This window comes from Paenibacillus sp. LjRoot153 (assembly GCF_964253085.1).
In the GTDB taxonomy this organism is placed as follows: Bacteria; Bacillota; Bacilli; order Paenibacillales; family NBRC-103111; genus Paenibacillus_E.
Window position 1 is genome coordinate 6,750,962 of record NZ_CAXUQH020000001.1, and the last position, 16,554, is coordinate 6,767,515.

23 protein-coding genes are annotated in these 16,554 nt (G+C 47.9%); 13 read left to right on the forward strand and 10 right to left on the reverse strand.

Going from position 1 to position 16,554, the window contains the following annotated elements; translation table 11 throughout:
- Window positions 1–85 precede the first annotated feature (85 nt).
- A complete protein-coding gene (locus ACSQ8P_RS29105) occupies window positions 86–1,117 on the forward strand; it encodes a LacI family DNA-binding transcriptional regulator (protein ID WP_436238375.1) in 1,032 nt (343 codons plus the stop codon).
- A gap of 12 nt (window positions 1,118–1,129) precedes the next feature.
- Here ACSQ8P_RS29105 and ACSQ8P_RS29110 read toward each other — a convergent pair whose 3' ends face one another.
- Window positions 1,130–1,738 carry a hypothetical protein gene (locus tag ACSQ8P_RS29110; protein WP_436238376.1) on the reverse strand — a complete coding sequence of 203 codons (609 nt, stop codon included), beginning with the start codon at window positions 1,736–1,738 and terminating at the stop codon, window positions 1,130–1,132.
- A 183-nt stretch (window positions 1,739–1,921) separates the two neighbouring features.
- Between ACSQ8P_RS29110 and ACSQ8P_RS29115 the strand changes: the two genes are divergently transcribed.
- A complete protein-coding gene (locus ACSQ8P_RS29115) occupies window positions 1,922–2,932 on the forward strand; it encodes an RluA family pseudouridine synthase (RefSeq protein ID WP_436238377.1) in 1,011 nt (336 codons plus the stop codon).
- Window positions 2,933–2,945: 13 nt separating this feature from the next.
- Entirely contained in the window at window positions 2,946–3,902 is a 957-nt protein-coding gene (locus tag ACSQ8P_RS29120; RefSeq protein ID WP_436238378.1) for a D-2-hydroxyacid dehydrogenase, read from the forward strand.
- Between the two features lie 131 nt (window positions 3,903–4,033).
- On the opposite strand, the gene ACSQ8P_RS29125 is transcribed toward ACSQ8P_RS29120, so the two are convergent.
- Together ACSQ8P_RS29125 and ACSQ8P_RS29130 are read right to left on the reverse strand one after the other, a co-directional pair.
- Window positions 4,034–4,873, reverse strand: a complete 840-nt coding sequence (locus tag ACSQ8P_RS29125; protein WP_436238379.1) for a 1,4-dihydroxy-6-naphthoate synthase — start codon at window positions 4,871–4,873, stop codon at window positions 4,034–4,036.
- A 1-nt stretch (window position 4,874) separates the two neighbouring features.
- The gene (locus ACSQ8P_RS29130) at window positions 4,875–5,513 is read right to left on the reverse strand and encodes a futalosine hydrolase (RefSeq protein ID WP_436238380.1); all 639 of its coding nucleotides are present in this window, start codon (window positions 5,511–5,513) and stop codon (window positions 4,875–4,877) included.
- Window positions 5,514–5,661: 148 nt separating this feature from the next.
- Between ACSQ8P_RS29130 and ACSQ8P_RS29135 the strand changes: the two genes are divergently transcribed.
- Window positions 5,662–6,267 carry a metalloregulator ArsR/SmtB family transcription factor gene (locus ACSQ8P_RS29135; protein WP_436238381.1) on the forward strand — a complete coding sequence of 202 codons (606 nt, stop codon included), beginning with the start codon at window positions 5,662–5,664 and terminating at the stop codon, window positions 6,265–6,267.
- Window positions 6,268–6,777: 510 nt separating this feature from the next.
- On the opposite strand, the gene ACSQ8P_RS29140 is transcribed toward ACSQ8P_RS29135, so the two are convergent.
- Complete coding sequence (locus ACSQ8P_RS29140; RefSeq protein ID WP_436238382.1) at window positions 6,778–7,572, reverse strand: AraC family transcriptional regulator; 795 nt, start codon at window positions 7,570–7,572, stop codon at window positions 6,778–6,780.
- Between the two features lie 189 nt (window positions 7,573–7,761).
- On the opposite strand from ACSQ8P_RS29140, the gene ACSQ8P_RS29145 reads away from it, so the two are divergent.
- The 8 genes from ACSQ8P_RS29145 to ACSQ8P_RS29180 all read left to right on the forward strand — a co-directional run bounded on the left by ACSQ8P_RS29145 (window position 7,762) and on the right by ACSQ8P_RS29180 (window position 11,573).
- Window positions 7,762–7,863 (forward strand): YjcZ family sporulation protein, encoded by a 102-nt coding sequence (locus tag ACSQ8P_RS29145; RefSeq protein ID WP_436238383.1) that lies wholly within the window; start codon window positions 7,762–7,764, stop codon window positions 7,861–7,863.
- Window positions 7,864–7,992: 129 nt separating this feature from the next.
- Entirely contained in the window at window positions 7,993–9,003 is a 1,011-nt protein-coding gene (locus ACSQ8P_RS29150) for a glycosyltransferase family 2 protein (protein WP_436238384.1), read from the forward strand.
- A gap of 4 nt (window positions 9,004–9,007) precedes the next feature.
- Window positions 9,008–9,460: a GtrA family protein gene (locus ACSQ8P_RS29155; RefSeq protein WP_436238385.1), complete on the forward strand. Its 453-nt coding sequence runs from the start codon at window positions 9,008–9,010 to the stop codon at window positions 9,458–9,460.
- Between the two features lie 20 nt (window positions 9,461–9,480).
- Window positions 9,481–9,774 carry a small, acid-soluble spore protein, alpha/beta type gene (locus tag ACSQ8P_RS29160; RefSeq protein ID WP_436238386.1) on the forward strand — a complete coding sequence of 98 codons (294 nt, stop codon included), beginning with the start codon at window positions 9,481–9,483 and terminating at the stop codon, window positions 9,772–9,774.
- A 109-nt stretch (window positions 9,775–9,883) separates the two neighbouring features.
- Window positions 9,884–10,327 (forward strand): Hsp20/alpha crystallin family protein, encoded by a 444-nt coding sequence (locus tag ACSQ8P_RS29165; RefSeq protein WP_436238387.1) that lies wholly within the window; start codon window positions 9,884–9,886, stop codon window positions 10,325–10,327.
- A gap of 147 nt (window positions 10,328–10,474) precedes the next feature.
- Window positions 10,475–10,693 carry a hypothetical protein gene (locus ACSQ8P_RS29170; RefSeq protein WP_171631163.1) on the forward strand — a complete coding sequence of 73 codons (219 nt, stop codon included), beginning with the start codon at window positions 10,475–10,477 and terminating at the stop codon, window positions 10,691–10,693.
- Between the two features lie 8 nt (window positions 10,694–10,701).
- The gene (locus ACSQ8P_RS29175) at window positions 10,702–11,196 is read left to right on the forward strand and encodes a hypothetical protein (RefSeq protein ID WP_436238388.1); all 495 of its coding nucleotides are present in this window, start codon (window positions 10,702–10,704) and stop codon (window positions 11,194–11,196) included.
- Between the two features lie 29 nt (window positions 11,197–11,225).
- Window positions 11,226–11,573 carry a hypothetical protein gene (locus ACSQ8P_RS29180; protein ID WP_436238389.1) on the forward strand — a complete coding sequence of 116 codons (348 nt, stop codon included), beginning with the start codon at window positions 11,226–11,228 and terminating at the stop codon, window positions 11,571–11,573.
- Window positions 11,574–11,596: 23 nt separating this feature from the next.
- Here the strand turns inward: ACSQ8P_RS29180 and ACSQ8P_RS29185 are convergent, their stop codons facing one another.
- The 4 genes from ACSQ8P_RS29185 to ACSQ8P_RS29200 all read right to left on the reverse strand — a co-directional run bounded on the left by ACSQ8P_RS29185 (window position 11,597) and on the right by ACSQ8P_RS29200 (window position 14,285).
- Window positions 11,597–11,857, reverse strand: a complete 261-nt coding sequence (locus ACSQ8P_RS29185) for a hypothetical protein (protein WP_436238390.1) — start codon at window positions 11,855–11,857, stop codon at window positions 11,597–11,599.
- A gap of 19 nt (window positions 11,858–11,876) precedes the next feature.
- Window positions 11,877–12,119 carry a spore germination protein gene (locus ACSQ8P_RS29190; protein ID WP_436238391.1) on the reverse strand — a complete coding sequence of 81 codons (243 nt, stop codon included), beginning with the start codon at window positions 12,117–12,119 and terminating at the stop codon, window positions 11,877–11,879.
- 182 nt (window positions 12,120–12,301) lie between these two features.
- The gene (locus ACSQ8P_RS29195) at window positions 12,302–12,613 is read right to left on the reverse strand and encodes a hypothetical protein (protein ID WP_436238392.1); all 312 of its coding nucleotides are present in this window, start codon (window positions 12,611–12,613) and stop codon (window positions 12,302–12,304) included.
- Between the two features lie 124 nt (window positions 12,614–12,737).
- Complete coding sequence (locus tag ACSQ8P_RS29200) at window positions 12,738–14,285, reverse strand: FAD-dependent oxidoreductase (RefSeq protein ID WP_436238393.1); 1,548 nt, start codon at window positions 14,283–14,285, stop codon at window positions 12,738–12,740.
- 161 nt (window positions 14,286–14,446) lie between these two features.
- Here ACSQ8P_RS29200 and ACSQ8P_RS29205 point away from each other — a divergent pair, with 161 nt between their 5' ends.
- Window positions 14,447–14,971, forward strand: coding sequence for a GNAT family N-acetyltransferase (locus ACSQ8P_RS29205; protein ID WP_436238394.1), 525 nt, complete (start codon window positions 14,447–14,449; stop codon window positions 14,969–14,971).
- Between the two features lie 573 nt (window positions 14,972–15,544).
- On the opposite strand, the gene ACSQ8P_RS29210 is transcribed toward ACSQ8P_RS29205, so the two are convergent.
- A complete protein-coding gene (locus tag ACSQ8P_RS29210; protein WP_420794129.1) occupies window positions 15,545–15,778 on the reverse strand; it encodes a DUF1128 domain-containing protein in 234 nt (77 codons plus the stop codon).
- A 116-nt stretch (window positions 15,779–15,894) separates the two neighbouring features.
- Complete coding sequence (locus ACSQ8P_RS29215; RefSeq protein WP_056609034.1) at window positions 15,895–16,551, reverse strand: TetR/AcrR family transcriptional regulator; 657 nt, start codon at window positions 16,549–16,551, stop codon at window positions 15,895–15,897.
- Window positions 16,552–16,554: the final 3 nt, after the last annotated feature.

Genomic DNA, 16,554 nt, shown 5'->3' on the forward strand with positions numbered 1-16,554 from the left:
AGTTTAAAATTAACTTTCTTTTTAGTTTAAATTTAGTTTAAAATTAGAGATACAGAAGGCATGTGAAAAGGAGCATCTCAGACGTATGCGCAAACGAATTACACTCCACGATTTGGCCGCTCAGCTCGGTTTAACGATACAAACAGTATCCAAAGCGCTGCGCGGACTACCTGGTATGTCAGAGCAGACACGAAGTGAAGTATTCAAGCTCGCACGCGAGCTTGGCTATATGACCAAAGATCAGAAACAAACCTTACAACAAGATCTCATTTCACCGTATCCCGTCGTGCAGCGCAGGTTCGTGCTCGTCCAGAACAAACAATCTTTGAACTTCAACCGCTTGCTGCTGCAAGGCTTGCATGAACGCTTCATGGAGTTTGGCCATACGGTTCAGCCACTCCTTATTCCGCCTAAGTTGAAGCCGTCACAATTTGACGACTGGGCCGAGGAGGAAGGATTGTTATATGCCGAGGGGGTGTTTATAGCACCACGGATGAATTGGGATTTGTTAGAGCAAAAACTGTTAGAGCTGCAACTTCCAAGGATTTTGCTGAATTTTCCGCCGCCGGAGTCCAAGGTTGATAGTGTCATTTGGGATGTGTATGAGGCTGTATATCAGGCTGTGCGAAGACTGGTGCGCATGGGCCACAGGAACATTCTTTATGTAGGAGATACGAAGGATCAACGCGGATTCGTCATCCGTTGGCAGGCCTTCGCTGAAGCGATGAAAGAGGCTGGCATGACTGTGGATCCTAGTGAGCACGCGATAGACCGGGATGGTTCGGAGAGGTGGTTGGTAGATTTTCAGCAAAAATATCAGCTGCGTCAGCCAACGGCAGTCATTTGTGGCATTGATGAAGAAGCCGCGCCTGTATATCACACGCTTCGGCGATTAGGCGTTAACGTGCCGCAGCAATGCTCGTTGGTTGCCCTGCTCAATGAGCAAAGCGACACGCTGCCGCTCTGCTCTCGCCCCCAGCTGCCGATTCGAGAGGCCGGCTATCGCGCAGCAGATCGCATGCTATGGCGGATTGCGAATCCGCATTTACCTTTTGAGCATGTTCGGCTGCAGGGGGATTTTTTCACTGGGAGTACGATTCAGAAGCTGCAAGGTTAACAGAAGGCATGACTAGTTAGATAGGAAGTAAATCATGGCTATTATAGCAAGAATGAACAAGATAAAAATGCCAGCTGCGATGCCAATACCCACAAACAGCTTTTTCCAAATAGTCTTCGGCGTAATATGTTGCTTCAGGGCATACTCGGATGGCACACCTACTGAACTGATCGGACTCTCCTCAATAACACAATAGGGCCGCAGTCGCTCTACGAGACCTTCATAATTTTCCAAATAACTTGGAATAAACACATGGTTACTAGGTGTTCTAGTTTCCACAGAAAGGCCACCAGCTACTTGTACGATCCTGGAGATGTCATTCAAATATAATGTCATATCCGGCACTTTATTTTGCTTTTTAATCAATGATTGCTCGGACAGCACGATGCGAAAAGTGAACCAGTCCTTTCTTACCTTCCCTAAGTTTCTGATCGCTTTTACGAGATAATAAAGGAACATACAGGCAAATAATACTTTCAAAAAGCCAGTCATGGCCAGTGTTTCTCCTGATGTAAGTGCATAATAAATGGCAACCGGAATCAGCAGTGTGATGATCGACATTAGAACTGACCTTCGCAACACTTCAGTAAACTTTTCTTTCTTAAGTACGTATTCTACCATCGACCATAGCGCCCCTTAAACAAAGTGAATGCAAAGCTCGTTTTATCATAACATGGGAATACTTGGGAAATCACGTGTAAATATTAAAGGCCTATCATTTCATTTGCTTTTATGAACGTGGTATATTGGAGGTCGAATGATCTGACCGGAAGGTAAGCCATCGTAATAGGAGGTATTCCATGTATGCAAAAGAAACAAGGTTCACGTTCAAAATCTAACCCCAGCCATAAACCCAAATTCAGTACGCATAAAGCGCAAAGCCATTCATTGCAAGCAGGAACAGCTAAGGGTGGTCAGGAGTCGAGTACTCGCCAGTATACGGTGAAAGAACCTATAGAGCTTCTACCCTTTTTGTTGGAAAAGCTATCAAGCCTAGGCCGGAATGCTGTCAAAGCTATCCTAGCTCGTGGACAAGTGGCCGTGAATGGCAAAGCGGTAACGGCTTATAATTACCCCTTACAGCCAGAGATGACAGTTACGATCAACAAGGATAAAGTCGTGGAGGATATCCCGCTGGCAGGCATGACGATTTTGCACGAAGATAACGACGTCATTGTCATTCAAAAGGATGCAGGACTGCTATCCATTGCGACGGATACACAAGAAAATCAAATTACGGCCTACCGCCAACTTACGGCGCATGTGCGAAATCATGATCCGAAGGCGCGGATTTTTGTCGTTCATCGCCTAGATCGGGACACATCCGGTGTAATGATGTTTGCCAAAAACGAACAGGCGCAGCAGCACCTGCAAAACACGTGGCAAGAGAGCGTCAAGGAACGGACGTACGTTGCGCTAGTGGAAGGCATGGTGCGCAAGCCAGAGGGAACGATCTCTTCATGGCTCAAGGAGCACGCGAAATCGCTCAAGATGTTCTCCACACCGTACCCGAACGACGGACAGCATGCGGTCACGCATTACAAAACGCTGCAAGCGAACAAGAGCTTCTCCCTGCTTGAGGTGAATTTGGAGACGGGTCGTAAAAACCAGATTCGCGTTCATATGCAGGATATCGGGCATCCCGTTGCTGGTGATAAAAAGTATGGCTCCAAATCGAAGGAGATCAATCGACTTGGTCTTCATGCGCGTGTGCTAGCCTTTTTGCACCCGACGACAGGTAAGTTAATGCGTTTCGAAACGCATATTCCGAAGGTGTTTTTGAACCCTTTTAAAGAGCCTGGTGTGAAGAAGTAAAGGAGAACTCAACATGAACATTGTTGTACTTGATGGGTATACATTAAATCCAGGTGATTTGGACTGGAATGGTTTACAAGCGCTTGGCGAATTGACGGTCTATGAACGTACGTCTGAGTCCGAGATTGTAGAACGCGCCGCACAGGCAGACATGGTGCTGACGAACAAAACGCCTCTCTCCGCACAAACACTGGAGCAGCTGCCTAAACTGAGATATGTCGGTGTTTTAGCGACTGGCTACAATATTGTAGATGTCCAAGCCGCGAAGGAGAAAGGCATTCTCGTTACAAATGTACCAGCGTACAGCACGTATTCGGTGGCTCAGTTGGTTTTTGCATTGGTGTTAGCGTTCTGCCATCGGGTGCAGCGCCATAGTGACAGTGTGCTTCAAGGAGATTGGGCTGGATCGGTTGATTTCAGCTACAGTGTCTCCCCGCTCGTAGAATTAAACGGCCAAACGATGGGACTGATCGGGTTCGGTCAGATCGGCAAGCAAACAGCTCTGATCGCCCAGGCGATGGGTATGAAGGTCATTGCGACAGGCAGTGGACGAAGTGTGCCACAGCCAGTGGATGGTATTGAATGGGTATCGCTTGAAGAGCTGCTGCAGCGCGCTGATGTGATTAGTCTGCACTGTCCGCTGACCCCAGCTACGAATGAGCTGATCAATGCGGAGCGGATCGCTTTGATGAAATCGTCGGCAATTCTGATTAATACAGCCAGAGGTGGATTACTTAACGAAGCGGATGTTGCGCAAGCTTTGAACGAAGGCCGCCTCGCTGGTGCAGGGCTTGACGTACTGACGGTTGAACCGCCAAAGCCAGATAACCCCTTGCTGCATGCGCAGAACGTGATTATTACGCCGCATATTGCTTGGGCAACGAAAGAAGCTAGAGCTAGGTTGATGTCCGTTGCGAGCAGTAATGCGCGGAGTTTTGTAGAGGGTCAGCCGGTGAATGTGATCGGGTAGGATCTCTCTCCCAAGCCGAAGCTGGGGTATGATAAATAAAAAAGATGACAAAAAGGCTGTCTTCCTAGTAGATTTCATCTACTGGAAGACAGCCTTTTGTACTATATTGGTGTATTTTGGATACTCCAATGCTATTTCAATAATGCCGCATAATCCATCTGCGGCACAAGACCTGTCTCAGCAGCACGCTGGAGCAAGGTTAAGACAGCGCCATAGCCGCTCTCGCCGAGATCAGCGGTGAACTCGTTGACGTACAGGTCGATGTGCTGCTGCGCGACCTGCGGGTCCATCTCCTGCGCATGCTGCATGACGTAGTCACGAGAAGCTTCCGGATGCGCCCACGCGTATTCCACCGAGGCGCGAGCCCAACCTGCGAGTGCCTTCAAATCCATGGTGCGCCGAGCAATGATGGCGCCCAGTGGGATTGGCAGCCCGGTGTCTTGCTCCCACCAGCTGCCCAAATCTGTTAGAAGCGCTAACCCGTACGACGGGTAAGTGAACCGCGCTTCATGAATGACGAGGCCGGCATCGATGAGGCCGTCCCGCACGGCGGGCATGATCTCGTGAAACGGCATGACCACGATTTCGCCAACGCCGCCAGGCACGTTCTGTTCTGCCCATAGGCGGAACAGTAAGTACGCCGTCGAGCGCTCGCTTGGCACGGCTACTCGGCGTCCGCTAAGGGCAGCCGGGTCAGCCGCACCTTCGCTTGGCTGCGTCAGCACAAGCGGGCCGCAGCCTCTGCCCAAGGCGCCGCCGCAGGGCAGCAGGGCGTAATCCTGCAGCACCCAAGGGAGTGCTGCATAGGAGATTTTGAGCACGTCAGGGCCTGCGCCTTCGGCGGCCAGACGGTTCGTTATATCAATGTCCGCGTAGAGGACATCGAGCTCTGGTGCGCCTGGGATTAAGCCATGCGCCCAGGCATGGAAAACAAAGGTATCGTTTGGACAAGGTGAGAACGCTATTTTCATTTTAAAGCACCTCCGCTAAGACTGAACCTGCTGCTTCTAAAGCCTTCAAGGCATCACCGATCCGCCAAGCGTCTCGGTCTCGCGGCCCGACCGCGTTGGAGATCGCGCGGATCTCCAGCACGGGCACCCCGCGCTGCTGCGCAGCTGTCGCTATGCCGAAGCCTTCCATGGCTTCGGCGGCAGCGCCAGGCACGCGCGCAGCCAGCGCAGCGGCGGTTGCCGCAGTTCCGGTGGCCGTGGCCACCGTCAGCACCGGCGCCGCTTGGGCCTGCAGGCCGGCGGCTTGCAGCGCCGCCGTCACACGCTGGGCTAAGTCGGCCGCAACGCTGATGCGCGTTGAGCCGAAGCCCAGCTCGTCCAAGCTGCTGAAGCCATCCAGTAGCTCGACGCCAAGATCGGCGGCGATGATTTCGCTCGCAACAACAAGCGAGCCAACGTCCGCTTGACCCACGAAACCGCCTGCAATACCTGCGATAAGCAATAGGTCATAATCGGCCTTGGCAAGCTCAAGGGTCCCATTCACTGCCGCCGCAGCAAGCCCCACACCGGCTAAAGCATATTCAAATCTGCTATCCTGACCTAGACCGCGCTGTATGGCATCTCGTTCAGGAGCGACTGCTGTCATGACGAGTATTCGCATTGTTCTTCCCCTTTAAACTTTGACTTCTATACTCATATTTTACATGACCGTTGTCCAGAAGGAAACTTTCACGCTTGACACGTTCATCTAATTTAATTATCATCTAATTAGATTAGTGTTTAATTAGATTCTTAGGAGATGCTTCCGTATGCAATTGGATAAAATCATTACCTATCACAAAGCAATGTCGGATCCTACGCGTATTCGTATGCTTATTTTGTTAGCGGACGGCGAATCCAATGGGCAAACTCTTGCTGAAAAGCTGAGCGTAACTCCCGCGACCGTTACCCACCATGCCTCAAAACTTCGCGAAGCCAACTTGATTCATGAGCGTCGTGATAAAAACACGATTTATTTCACCTTGAACGACGCCTTCATTCGTAGCCACGCTCAGGCGACTGCTGACCTGATTTTCAAAAGTAAAAAGGAGGTACCCGCATCCATGGAAACGGAAGAGAAAAATTCAAATCTTCAGAAGTCTGTTTTACGGAACTTTTTCACGTTGGATGGTAAGCTCAAACATATTCCAGCCCAACTCAAGAAAAAACTGATTGTCCTCGAGCACCTAGTTACTGAACTTGAAAAAGGCCGCTCCTACGCAGAGAAAGAACTTAACCTCTACCTCAAAAACTTTCATCCGGATTTCGCTACCTTGCGCCGAGAGTTGATTATGCACCAGTTTATGTTTCGGGAAAGTGAAGTTTACGAGCTGAACCCAAGGGAAATGTGGGCAAAATGGGAAACTTTATCTTAATTCGTAACATACTGTTCCCCCTCCACTCCATTCCCCCTGCAACTTTAACTGTAAAAACTCCAGCTATTTTCGACACTATTCCATGTTTTTGGAATTTAAATGGAAAAACTCCAGTTAATTTCACCTATTCCTCTCCTGTAGAAGGAAATGGTCAATATTAACTGGAGAAAATACAGTTACTTCACATATTTGCCCATATTCGCCGAGATTAGATGGAGGAAATCCAGTTATTTTCCTAAGAGACCACCTGAAGGCAAGCGTTTCTGCAAACTCCGATGGATCGAAGGGGGCGGGTTATCGGTATGCCCTAATCTGGCGATTGCGAAAGTTGTATAGCTACCATTCCGAAGCCGTGTCACTTGATCTACTGAATCGATTACATCGCTTGTGTTCGCTGTGCCCCTATCTGGTGTATCGATTACGTCGCTTTTGTCCTCTGTGCCCCTTATATCTGCTGTATTGATTGCGTCCGCTGTGTCGGTATGTATCTATTAATCAACTCATCAACCATCACCGAACCTCCCCAAGCCCCAACAACCACTTCTTATACACCGTCGGTGTAACGCCGAGACATCTCTTAAATTCCTTGGAAAAATGCGCATAATCATGATAGCCGAACTGGCCCATGCAGCTCGCGATATCAATCGTCGGATTGAAGAAAATCTGCAGTCGAGCCAGGTTAAAACGAGACACGGAGTTTAATCTTTTAGGTGACATCCCTGCGAGTTCTGAACAAATCCGCTCAAAATGCCGCTGTGAATATCCGCTTTCGGCTACGCTAATCGGAACATCCTGTTCCATCGGTGTGCGATATAGTTTAGACAATATATTAATCATCGCGGCATGCTTGGTTTCTGGTTGGAAATGTCGATACAAATAAGCCGTCAGCAAAGAGATACCCTCGTCTACATCAGCCTCTGCCAGCTGCGGAACTAGCTCGGCAAGTTCATGCACGGGAAATAAATCAGCGAGCGGAAGAAACTTATCAATCAACGAACGATGATCCATCTCTTTGAAGGCGCGCAACCCCCAGGGAAGCAATCGCACGCCGAATAAACGGATGGGACCTTCTGCAGTAAGCGGATGATAGCGTGAAAGTGCTCCGATAAAAAATGCTCTTGGCAGAACTTGCCCACCAATAGAATAATCGGCTCCATAATGAAAGATCAGCTCTTGGCAGCCATCTGGCCACAGGGTTTCGCCCTCTTCCGCCGCGCTGTAATCCCGCTCCAAATACCAATAACACTTAATATACCGCTGCAATGTCTCATCCGGCTGACGTTCCTCGTAACGCATGCGTCTCATTACCTCCTTTCTCGAACATCACTATCATGTTTGCAGCTCCCCTTACGCTCTCCCAATTTAGGTACTCATCCCCCTACAAGTCCCACAAAATGGACACGTTGCCCAATTATTTATTCCGCATGCGGGTCATTCATCCATACCTCCTATAGTTGGATGACATATAGTAATTTTGTGAAGGGAGGGATTGACATGAGTAGTTGTGGTTGCGGTACTGGTTCTAGCACTGCTGTTGTCCTCGTTCTATACGTCCTCTTGGTTATCGTTCTTAGTACGTTTGGGTTTGGCTGGTAATTAAATGCTATAGCGGCTGGGACGGTGATTTCCGTTCCGGCCGCTTACTTTTTCTAGACCTTTTTTGCTATAATGAAAGCTTAAGCATGAATTTCATCTATTCCCTATTTAGGACGGAGACGAGGTACTGTGTCTAAACCGATTTTGACCATTGTGGTCCCTTGTTATAACGAAGAAGAGGTTCTCCCCGAAACTGTGTTTCAGCTCAGTGAGGTCTTAGATTCTCTCATTACAGATCAATTGGTTGCTCCCAATAGTACGGTATTATTTGTAGATGATGGCAGTAAAGATGCAACATGGTCGCTAATTGAGCGATTCCACCTCTCCAATCCATTCGTTACGGGGCTTAAGCTGGCCAAAAATGCCGGTCATCAAAGCGCCTTACTCGCTGGACTTCTGAAAGCGAAAGCGTATTCTGACTGCGTCGTATCCATCGATGCGGACCTCCAGGATGATACTTCTGTCATTCGTGAATTTCTCGTTAAATTCCATGAAGGCTTCGATATTGTTTATGGCATTCGTCAAGATCGCTCAGCCGATACCTTTTTCAAGCGAGCTACAGCGCAAGGCTTTTATAAACTCATGACTTCTCTAGGTGTGAAAATTCATTACAATCATGCGGATTTCCGCTTAATGAGCAAGCGTTCTCTCGATAATTTGGAGAAATTTCAAGAGGTTAATTTATTCCTCCGTGGCTTAGTCCCACTGCTAGGTTTTCCCTCCACACAAGTCTATTATGACCGCAAGGAACGATTTGCTGGTGAATCCAAATATCCGCTGCGCAAAATGCTCGCTTTTGCCTTCGATGGCATTACATCATTCAGTGTAACACCCATTCGATTGGTCACGGTGATGGGCTTTCTGCTCTTCGCACTTAGCGTAGTTGCGGCTATTTATGCGATTGTAGGCAAACTTCTAGGAGTAAACGTAACAGGTTGGACTTCACTTGTTCTATCTGTTTGGTTCATCGGCGGTGTACAGCTCCTTGCCATCGGTTTGATCGGGGAATACATAGGTAAAATTTATAAAGAAGTGAAGCAGCGCCCGCTTTTCGTTATCGAAAAGGAATTAAGAGAGCAGGCTCAGGATCATGAACCCCTCACTCCGCAGGCGAGCCAACCTGCCACTGCAAGGCGGTAATTGGATGACCACCACTTCACTCAAATCCTTGCTAACAGGCAGCTTTGCGCGTTTCTTACTCGTCGGTGTGTTGAATACGCTGGTGGGTTTGTCCGCCAGTTTTGCTCTTTTTAACCTACTAGATCTTAATTATTGGTTATCGACTTTTGGCGGAAATACGATTGGTGCGGTAGTGAGTTATCTGCTTAACCGTAAGTTCACCTTTCGCTCGAATGCCAGCATCGGCAGCAGTTGGTGGAAATTCGGAATGGTCATTCTCATCTGCTACGGATTCTCCTACGGGGTCAGCTGGCTGCTTGCCGAAGCGCTCAGTTCCTATGTGCCAAATGCCAGTTCGAGCTGGCTCCATAATGGCGCCATACTAGTAGGAAACGGCTTGTACACGATTGGCAATTATGTCGGGCATAAATTTTTCACCTTTCGTACTCATGATCCGAAAAGAGGCAGGGCATCCTAACACCTAAGAGGTGATAGACGATGTCACGAAGAAGAAGAAACCGGGCTATGGTGCCCGGATCCGAACATGGCTTAGGGCTGCTCAAAGCTCACGTTATGCAAAATCAAGGGTATGCCGTTAATCCGCAGCGACCTGACCTTGTCAAATACGAGGTCGCACGCACGCTTGGTGTACCCTTGCAGCAAGGCTATAATGGGCACCTCAGCTCGGAAGAAGCCGGCAAAGTCGGCGGTCCAATTGGAGGCGCAATGGTGAAAGAGCTCGTACGCATGGCGCAGCAGCAGCTAGCGAATGGGCGGCCTCCGCAACAGTAAGCATCTCTCACGTTTAGATGTCAGCCATAATCCGACGTATCCCCACATAAACTAGTAGCAAGCTGCTTGCAGCTCTACTTTTAATGGTGAAGTCAGGTGATGATGGCAGATGAATCCTCCAGGCAATCGTTCGTCAAAACCCGATTGGAAGGGACTGTCGGCGCAAGCCGGCGATGTGCTAGGCCCCGAGTTCTGGCAGGACATTGCCAGTATTATTCCGCTAACCGGACCCAGAGTTGATATGTATGAAACGCCGCAGGAGCTCGTTGTGGTCGCTGAGGTTCCAGGACTGTCGTCCCCTGAGAACATCCAGCTATCCTTCCGCGACCAGTCCCTCTTAATCCGAGGGATGCTCGTTCGTCCTTATCAGGTCAGTGATGAGCAAATGCGGCTGTCTGAGCGCTATTTTGGCACATTTGAGCGAGTGATCCGCTTGCCTGGCAGGGCTTTGACCGATCAGATGCGAGCACAGTATCATAATGGTTTGCTTATCATTCGTATTCCGCTTGCTCCACCAGATGGCGAAAAAGTTATCCCCATACAGTTTACTTAAGACAACGGTGAAGAAAGATTGCCGACTCCCTTTCATGAGAGAGCCACGGTGATCTTTTTGTTTTGCAAAAAAAGAAATGATTCTTCGTTTGTCCCCATATAAATAAAGGGAGAACTTTGCGAAATTGAGGATTTGGAGGGAATGACCATGGTTCGGATCCAATTTCAATCCATTCATATTGATGACATAACGGAAAACTCTAGCGTTAACAAAGGCAGCAATCGGATCAGCGGCAGAAGACATTCTGTCAAGACGAATCAAGGACTTGGGGCAATAAATGGTGAACGTAATGTGGTGTTAGGCGGGAAGCATACGGTCCTGGATAATGATACATTTGATGTTAAGCCGAATACACGAAAGAGCTGACCTAATCTATGTGGTTTCAAAAAAAGAAAGCGTCGCCGCCTCCAACCGGACCCTCTAACGCCATTCCCAAACCGCCATCCTCTTTGAGAACAGAGGCAGTTCCGTCATCCGTACACGCGCAAACCGTTCACTTATTGGAACAGCGGCTGCGAAGACTGGAAGAACAGTTGGCTGACCTCTCTGCCAAGCATCCGCGCATTCATATCGATAACCTTCACGTTCATCAGCCTGTTCTCGAAAACTTAACGTTTCGACTCGATCAGCTCGATATTAAGGAGCTTAGCGGTTCATTGAATTTGGGCAACAATTTCGGCGCTAAGCCGAATGGGAAAGCGCAGGATGAGGCCATGGATAAGGCATTCCAGCGTTCTCAAGTAACCAAAGAACCGCAACAAGAGCGATCGTCAGACGGTCTCTCGCATTCGGCACCCGCACATGATGGTTCAGGTCCTGAACGAACCTCAACTGGCTATCGCTATACCCCTCCCCAGACTAAAGCATAGAGATGAGGTGATTGACTGTGTCATCATTCATGTCCCCAACCTTTATCATCGGTTCGATCCGGATTGGATCCGTGGAAAGTGCATCCTGCATCAACATGGGAAATAATTGGCCAACTGATTTTCAAAGCAATCAAAAAACGGTTCAAGGCTTTGGCGCCGTCGAAGGCGATCATAATCAATTGGTCGGTACCCGTTCTATGCTGAACGATTCCGACTTCCTCGACATGCTCAATGTCGGCGATAACGATACGCCGGAGTGGCTGCAAGAGATGATAACTGTGCAAGCACAAGCGTCGGGCTTCACCACAGCCACAGCAGCTGCACCCTCTCCACCTCAAGCAGATGCAACAACGAAAGCTCCGCAAACGGCCGAGTAAGGCTGCCCGCGGAGCTTTATTTTTCAAACACGGCCAATGATCAAATCACCCTTGGTATACGGCGCATCAATGATATCGTTATCGTAAACGGTGTTTATATTGTTCCACACCATATTATGTTCACCACTCACTTCACCAAGGCCACTATTGCTTTTACCGCTCGTTGACCAATTTACTTGTGCGTTCGTACCAATAAATATGCCAGAAGCATCAGCGATCGAATTGACATGAATCGAATCAAATTGAATCAATGGCGGGTCTAACGGTCCGGGCAAATTCAGCATCGGTACAACCACCCTTCATTTAAACTTGATTCGTTATGGCTGGTTTAAAGTCCTGATCATTAATTGGGGCATCAATAAAATCATTATCATAGATGAAGTTCACAATGTTGCACGTGACAGAATTACCGATGAATTCACCGGTTCCGTAATTATTTTTGCTATGAGAATCCCAGCTGGATTGTGCATTCTCTCCGATCCCGATCGTTGCATTCGTATTCTGATTATTAATATTGATCATGTTAAACACGATGGAACTCGGCATGCTGCTCACTCCCTGTACGCGGTTGGTTCCAGAGCTTCTCCCCCGATGTACGGGGCATCATCTGTAAACCTGTATGTTAGCCTATTCAGGGGGATACAGATTGGTGCGGGCCTCTTTATACTGTTTCTAAGGCAACAAAAAACTCTTCCCCTGAAGGAAAGAGTTTTCCATTTTGGTCATTCTCAGAACCAAAGTCCTGGACCACCGAAGCCAAAGCCACCGCCATACGGATAGCCACCAAAGCCACCGCCAAAGCCATAACCACCAAATCCACCATATGCATAAGGTGCAGTACCAATCGCCAACAGATCAAATAGTACCAATGGGATAATCGCTTTAACTTGCACTTTTTTGCCATTTTGTGGAGCAACAATCAACGTGTTACCGCTGATCCGCACCAATTTACCAGTTACCTGTGTACCATCTTTCTTAACAGCCAAAATGTCTTTCCCGATCAATTTACGAACTTCTTCTTTACGAATTCTGGATGCCACGAACGTCCACCTCCTTCACGTGAGCAGAGATACATTGCTCTACAGTGTATGGCTTATGGGGTAACATCGCATGGATAGCTGTCCATTTTTATGCAAAAATACGCTCATGTCCTGAGGGGGTAAGTTACTCTACTGTCAGTTTGGTTAGTGCCTTTTTCGCAGGTCCTTCAATCACATCACCTTGAAAGGAATATCTAGAGCCATGGCATGGGCAGTCCCATGTTCGCTCCGCATCGTTCCATTCCACTTCACACCCCAAATGGGTACAAGTCGTATCCACCACGTGCAGTTCTCCATTCGGTTCTCGGTAAGCACCAGCTCTCTTCCCCTTCACGCGGACGACAGACCCTTCATCAGGCGACAGTTCTTCGGGTTGCTTATGGAGCAAATCAAACTTGCCAGCAACAAACTCTTTCGCAACGTTAGCATTCTGCATGACAAATGTTTTGATGCTAGGATCGGCATGGAAACGATGCGGTGTGAATACGTCTTCGTAGGGGCTCTTCTCCCCTAGAATGATTTTCGAATTCAACAGCGCGGCTGCCATGCTGGTCGTCATTCCCCATTTGCGAAAGCCTGTCGCCATGAGGAGATGAGGAGCATCGGAAAACTGCTGTCCTATATAGGGCATTTTATCCAGCGTGAACACATCTTGGGCCGACCAACGATACAAAATCTCACGGAGTCCGAATCTCTCCTCGCCGAACTTCTGTAGATTTTCATAATACTGATGCGTACATAGTCCTTGCCCTGTCTTATGCCCCTCACCGCCGATAAGAACCGCAGGCTCCCCATGAATGGTGACTGCTCTGAGAGACCGGGTTGGTTGCTCCACGTTGATGTACATCCCGCCAGGGAAAGCTTTCTCCGTGCGCACTGCAATGACATACGACTTCTCCGCATGCAAACGAGTGAAATAGGCGCCTTTGATGTCGTTGAACGGAAAGTGGGATGCTGTGACCACATAATTACAAGTAACTTGATGCCCTTGCTTTGTTTTGACAATGGACGGCTGCTCATGGGTCGCACCGACGACTGTTGTTCCTTCATAAATTTGACCACCCAGCTGGGAAATCTCCTGGATGAGTCTGATCAGGTAAGGCACAGGATTGAATCTAGCTTGCCCCTTTATTCGGATGGCTGCTTTCGTCGCAAAAGGCAGAGGAGTGGATTCCAGATAATCCCCGCCAATTTGCAGCTGCCCATATGCCATATATTCGTCTTGTAGTTGTTTTAAATATGCCTCATCACTCGTATATAGATAAGCGTCTTCATCCGTAAGCTGACATTCGATGCCTAGCTCAGTAATCGTTTGTTTGATGAGCGTAAGCGCTTCTTGATTAGCCTCATAATAAAGACGAGTCTTCTCCTCTCCAAAATGGGAAAGAAACTCATGATAAATAAGTCCATGCTGTACTGTAATTTTAGCCGTCGTATGCCCAGTTGTTCCTTCTAGGATAGGTCCTGCATTCAGAACAACAACCTTCACGCCTCGCTTGGCGAGTAAATACGCCGTAGTGATACCAGTAATACCTGCGCCAATGACAACTACATCGGTCTTCAAATCGGCTGTTAGCGTGGGGAACTGAGGGAGCTTATCTACAGAATCTAGCCAGAATGACTTGGGGAATTGCGGTAAGGTAACGGCAGAAGCCTCTCCATGTTGCGTCAATTTTTGTTCTCCTTATGTGCCAATTTCTACCTATTTTGTCCTTGGTGGGGGAATTGTATGTATGTGATGATGATTACAATTTGCCACGGAACATATGTTCCGATATGATAAAATTAACATCAGAACCAAAAATGAATTTACAATAAGCTAGGAGTGAGTAAATGTCAGAAAACGTGAACGGCACACTGGTTAATATCGTACCTTGGTCCGAATCGGACCTCGAACTTCTTCGACTCATCAATGCACCTGACATGATGGAACATCTGGGTGGCCCGGAAACAGATGAGCAGCTTCGGATTCGCCACAAACGATATCTCGAAATCAGCGAAAAAGGCAAGGGGCACATGTTTAGCATCGTACTGCTGCCTACTCGTGAAGTCGTGGGTAGTATTGGGTACTGGGACAGCCATTGGCATGGGGAAAACGTTTACGAAGTCGGTTGGAGTGTACTGCCAGGCTTTCAAGGGCGAGGGCTAGCCAGTTCGGCCTTGCAGGCAGCTATTTCCCATGCAAGCTCTGAGGCCAAATTTCGGTGTATGCATGCTTTTCCCTCGATTCACAACCCAGCTTCGAATGCCGTGTGTCGCAAGCTTAATTTTACACAGATAAGCGAGTGTGAATTCGAGTATCCACCAGGACATTTCATGCAATGTAACGATTGGCGCTTGGAGCTTGATGGGATTTAATTGCTATACCTAGCATTTGGCGGTCACCAGCATCGCTGAAAGTAAGCCAGCCTCAGTTGGAACTCGCGCTGGTTCCATGCGGGGGCTGCCTCGAGGGATTAACTGGATTACCTACAGCTAATTTCGGAGAAATCTAGCATTGTTGGCGTTTAACTGGAATTTGTACAGCTAATTTTGCCCAAAATGACCAGATTGATATAGTCGACTGAAATTAACGGGAGAAAATCCAGTTATTTTCCAAACACTGGTGATTTAGCTTGAATTAGATGCAGAAAATCCAGTTAATCACCCGATCTGGATGACTAGCAGCCAGCAGGGGGTTCGGGAGTTGAGCTCGGGGTTCGTGTTCGGGTTTGGGTTCGGGTTCGGGTTCGGGTTCGGGTTTAGGTTCGGGTTCAGGTTCGCGGTTCAGGATTGGTGAATAGTTAGTTGGGTGGTAGTAGTCTGCTTCTGCTTCTGCTCCAGCTCCACCACCTCGAGTTATACCATACTGCACGCCGATCGCAACAAAAAACCGCTCTTCCAACACAAGGTCAGAAACAGCGGCATGCTTATGGGGTGAGTATTCGTGTATTATGCTTTGCGAATTTTCCCAAGCTCTGTTGTAATTGCATCAATCTCACTAATGCTGAAGCGATCCTTGCTCGTGACCATATCATAAAGATCCTTCAAATCCTCGTATTTTTCTTCTTTCACGTTGGAGGCTTTAATGGATCCTCCTGTTGCCATGCGCAGCTTTCTCGTAATACCTTCAAACATAAATTCAACGTTTGCTTCCGACCATATATTCAAATCCAATGTAATCATCCTTCCATCGCTGTCTTTTCATCATTTTAAAGCACATACAGGGTAATGTAAAATACAGTTTGTCTCCTTATGCAAAAAAAGAAGCTAAGACAGATCGTCTCGCTCCCTTATTTCTTCTATATCACGATTGATTTAAGTACATTCGGCCCAACCATTTTGACTAGCGGACGTTGCAATTCAGCTGAATCGACATCGAGGCTAACGCAGATAAGGCGAATATGCTCGTCAGCCAATTTACGTGCATCCTCGTATGATAGCTTAAACTGAATACAATAGGAAATAAAGCCATGTAAAGACATAAACAAATTCCACGGAAGTGTAAACTTCCTACTCTCAGCTCCTGGCTGATCTGCCATCACTTCACGAATCACAATGGCAAACATGTCCAAGCACTGCGCTTGTTCGGTACGCGAGTACTGCTGTAGTTCTGGCTCGTTAATCATAAACATCATTTCGTAGTGATTTGGATTGCTTAAACCAAACCAGACGAATTCCATCATTAACTTTTGAAGCAAATTCACGCTAAACCCATGCTCACGAACAATCATTTCCCGCTGACGCTGCAGCAGTAAGGCAAAATCGTCTTTAATTAGTGCATAAAATAATTCAGCTTTTTCATTAAAATGGTAATATAACGCACCATGACTGTACCCCATTGCTTTAGCAATGCTTCGCATCGTTAAAGCGCGATAGCCGAAAGTAGCGAATAATTCCCGCGCCTCTGTAAGAATTCGTTCTCTGCTAAGCTCTTGCGCGACTGCTTTCCTAGCCATTCC

Excerpts from the sequence above, each read along its gene's own strand:
- ACSQ8P_RS29175 (WP_436238388.1), top strand. The coding sequence starts at position 10,702 with ATGTGGTTTCAAAAAAAGAAAGCGTCGCCGCCTCCAACCGGACCCTCT.
- ACSQ8P_RS29185 (WP_436238390.1), bottom strand. The coding sequence starts at position 11,857 with ATGCTGAATTTGCCCGGACCGTTAGACCCGCCATTGATTCAATTTGAT.
- ACSQ8P_RS29165 (WP_436238387.1), top strand. The coding sequence starts at position 9,884 with ATGAATCCTCCAGGCAATCGTTCGTCAAAACCCGATTGGAAGGGACTG.
- ACSQ8P_RS29115 (WP_436238377.1), top strand. The coding sequence starts at position 1,922 with ATGCAAAAGAAACAAGGTTCACGTTCAAAATCTAACCCCAGCCATAAA.
- ACSQ8P_RS29105 (WP_436238375.1), top strand. The coding sequence starts at position 86 with ATGCGCAAACGAATTACACTCCACGATTTGGCCGCTCAGCTCGGTTTA.
- ACSQ8P_RS29170 (WP_171631163.1), top strand. The coding sequence starts at position 10,475 with ATGGTTCGGATCCAATTTCAATCCATTCATATTGATGACATAACGGAA.
- ACSQ8P_RS29210 (WP_420794129.1), bottom strand. The coding sequence starts at position 15,778 with ATGATTACATTGGATTTGAATATATGGTCGGAAGCAAACGTTGAATTT.
- ACSQ8P_RS29125 (WP_436238379.1), bottom strand. The coding sequence starts at position 4,873 with ATGAAAATAGCGTTCTCACCTTGTCCAAACGATACCTTTGTTTTCCAT.
- ACSQ8P_RS29145 (WP_436238383.1), top strand. The coding sequence starts at position 7,762 with ATGAGTAGTTGTGGTTGCGGTACTGGTTCTAGCACTGCTGTTGTCCTC.
- ACSQ8P_RS29110 (WP_436238376.1), bottom strand. The coding sequence starts at position 1,738 with ATGGTAGAATACGTACTTAAGAAAGAAAAGTTTACTGAAGTGTTGCGA.
- ACSQ8P_RS29135 (WP_436238381.1), top strand. The coding sequence starts at position 5,662 with ATGCAATTGGATAAAATCATTACCTATCACAAAGCAATGTCGGATCCT.
- ACSQ8P_RS29205 (WP_436238394.1), top strand. The coding sequence starts at position 14,447 with ATGTCAGAAAACGTGAACGGCACACTGGTTAATATCGTACCTTGGTCC.
- ACSQ8P_RS29215 (WP_056609034.1), bottom strand. The coding sequence starts at position 16,551 with ATGGCTAGGAAAGCAGTCGCGCAAGAGCTTAGCAGAGAACGAATTCTT.
- ACSQ8P_RS29155 (WP_436238385.1), top strand. The coding sequence starts at position 9,008 with ATGACCACCACTTCACTCAAATCCTTGCTAACAGGCAGCTTTGCGCGT.
- ACSQ8P_RS29160 (WP_436238386.1), top strand. The coding sequence starts at position 9,481 with ATGTCACGAAGAAGAAGAAACCGGGCTATGGTGCCCGGATCCGAACAT.
- ACSQ8P_RS29120 (WP_436238378.1), top strand. The coding sequence starts at position 2,946 with ATGAACATTGTTGTACTTGATGGGTATACATTAAATCCAGGTGATTTG.
- ACSQ8P_RS29180 (WP_436238389.1), top strand. The coding sequence starts at position 11,226 with ATGTCCCCAACCTTTATCATCGGTTCGATCCGGATTGGATCCGTGGAA.
- ACSQ8P_RS29140 (WP_436238382.1), bottom strand. The coding sequence starts at position 7,572 with ATGAGACGCATGCGTTACGAGGAACGTCAGCCGGATGAGACATTGCAG.
- ACSQ8P_RS29190 (WP_436238391.1), bottom strand. The coding sequence starts at position 12,119 with ATGCCGAGTTCCATCGTGTTTAACATGATCAATATTAATAATCAGAAT.
- ACSQ8P_RS29130 (WP_436238380.1), bottom strand. The coding sequence starts at position 5,513 with ATGCGAATACTCGTCATGACAGCAGTCGCTCCTGAACGAGATGCCATA.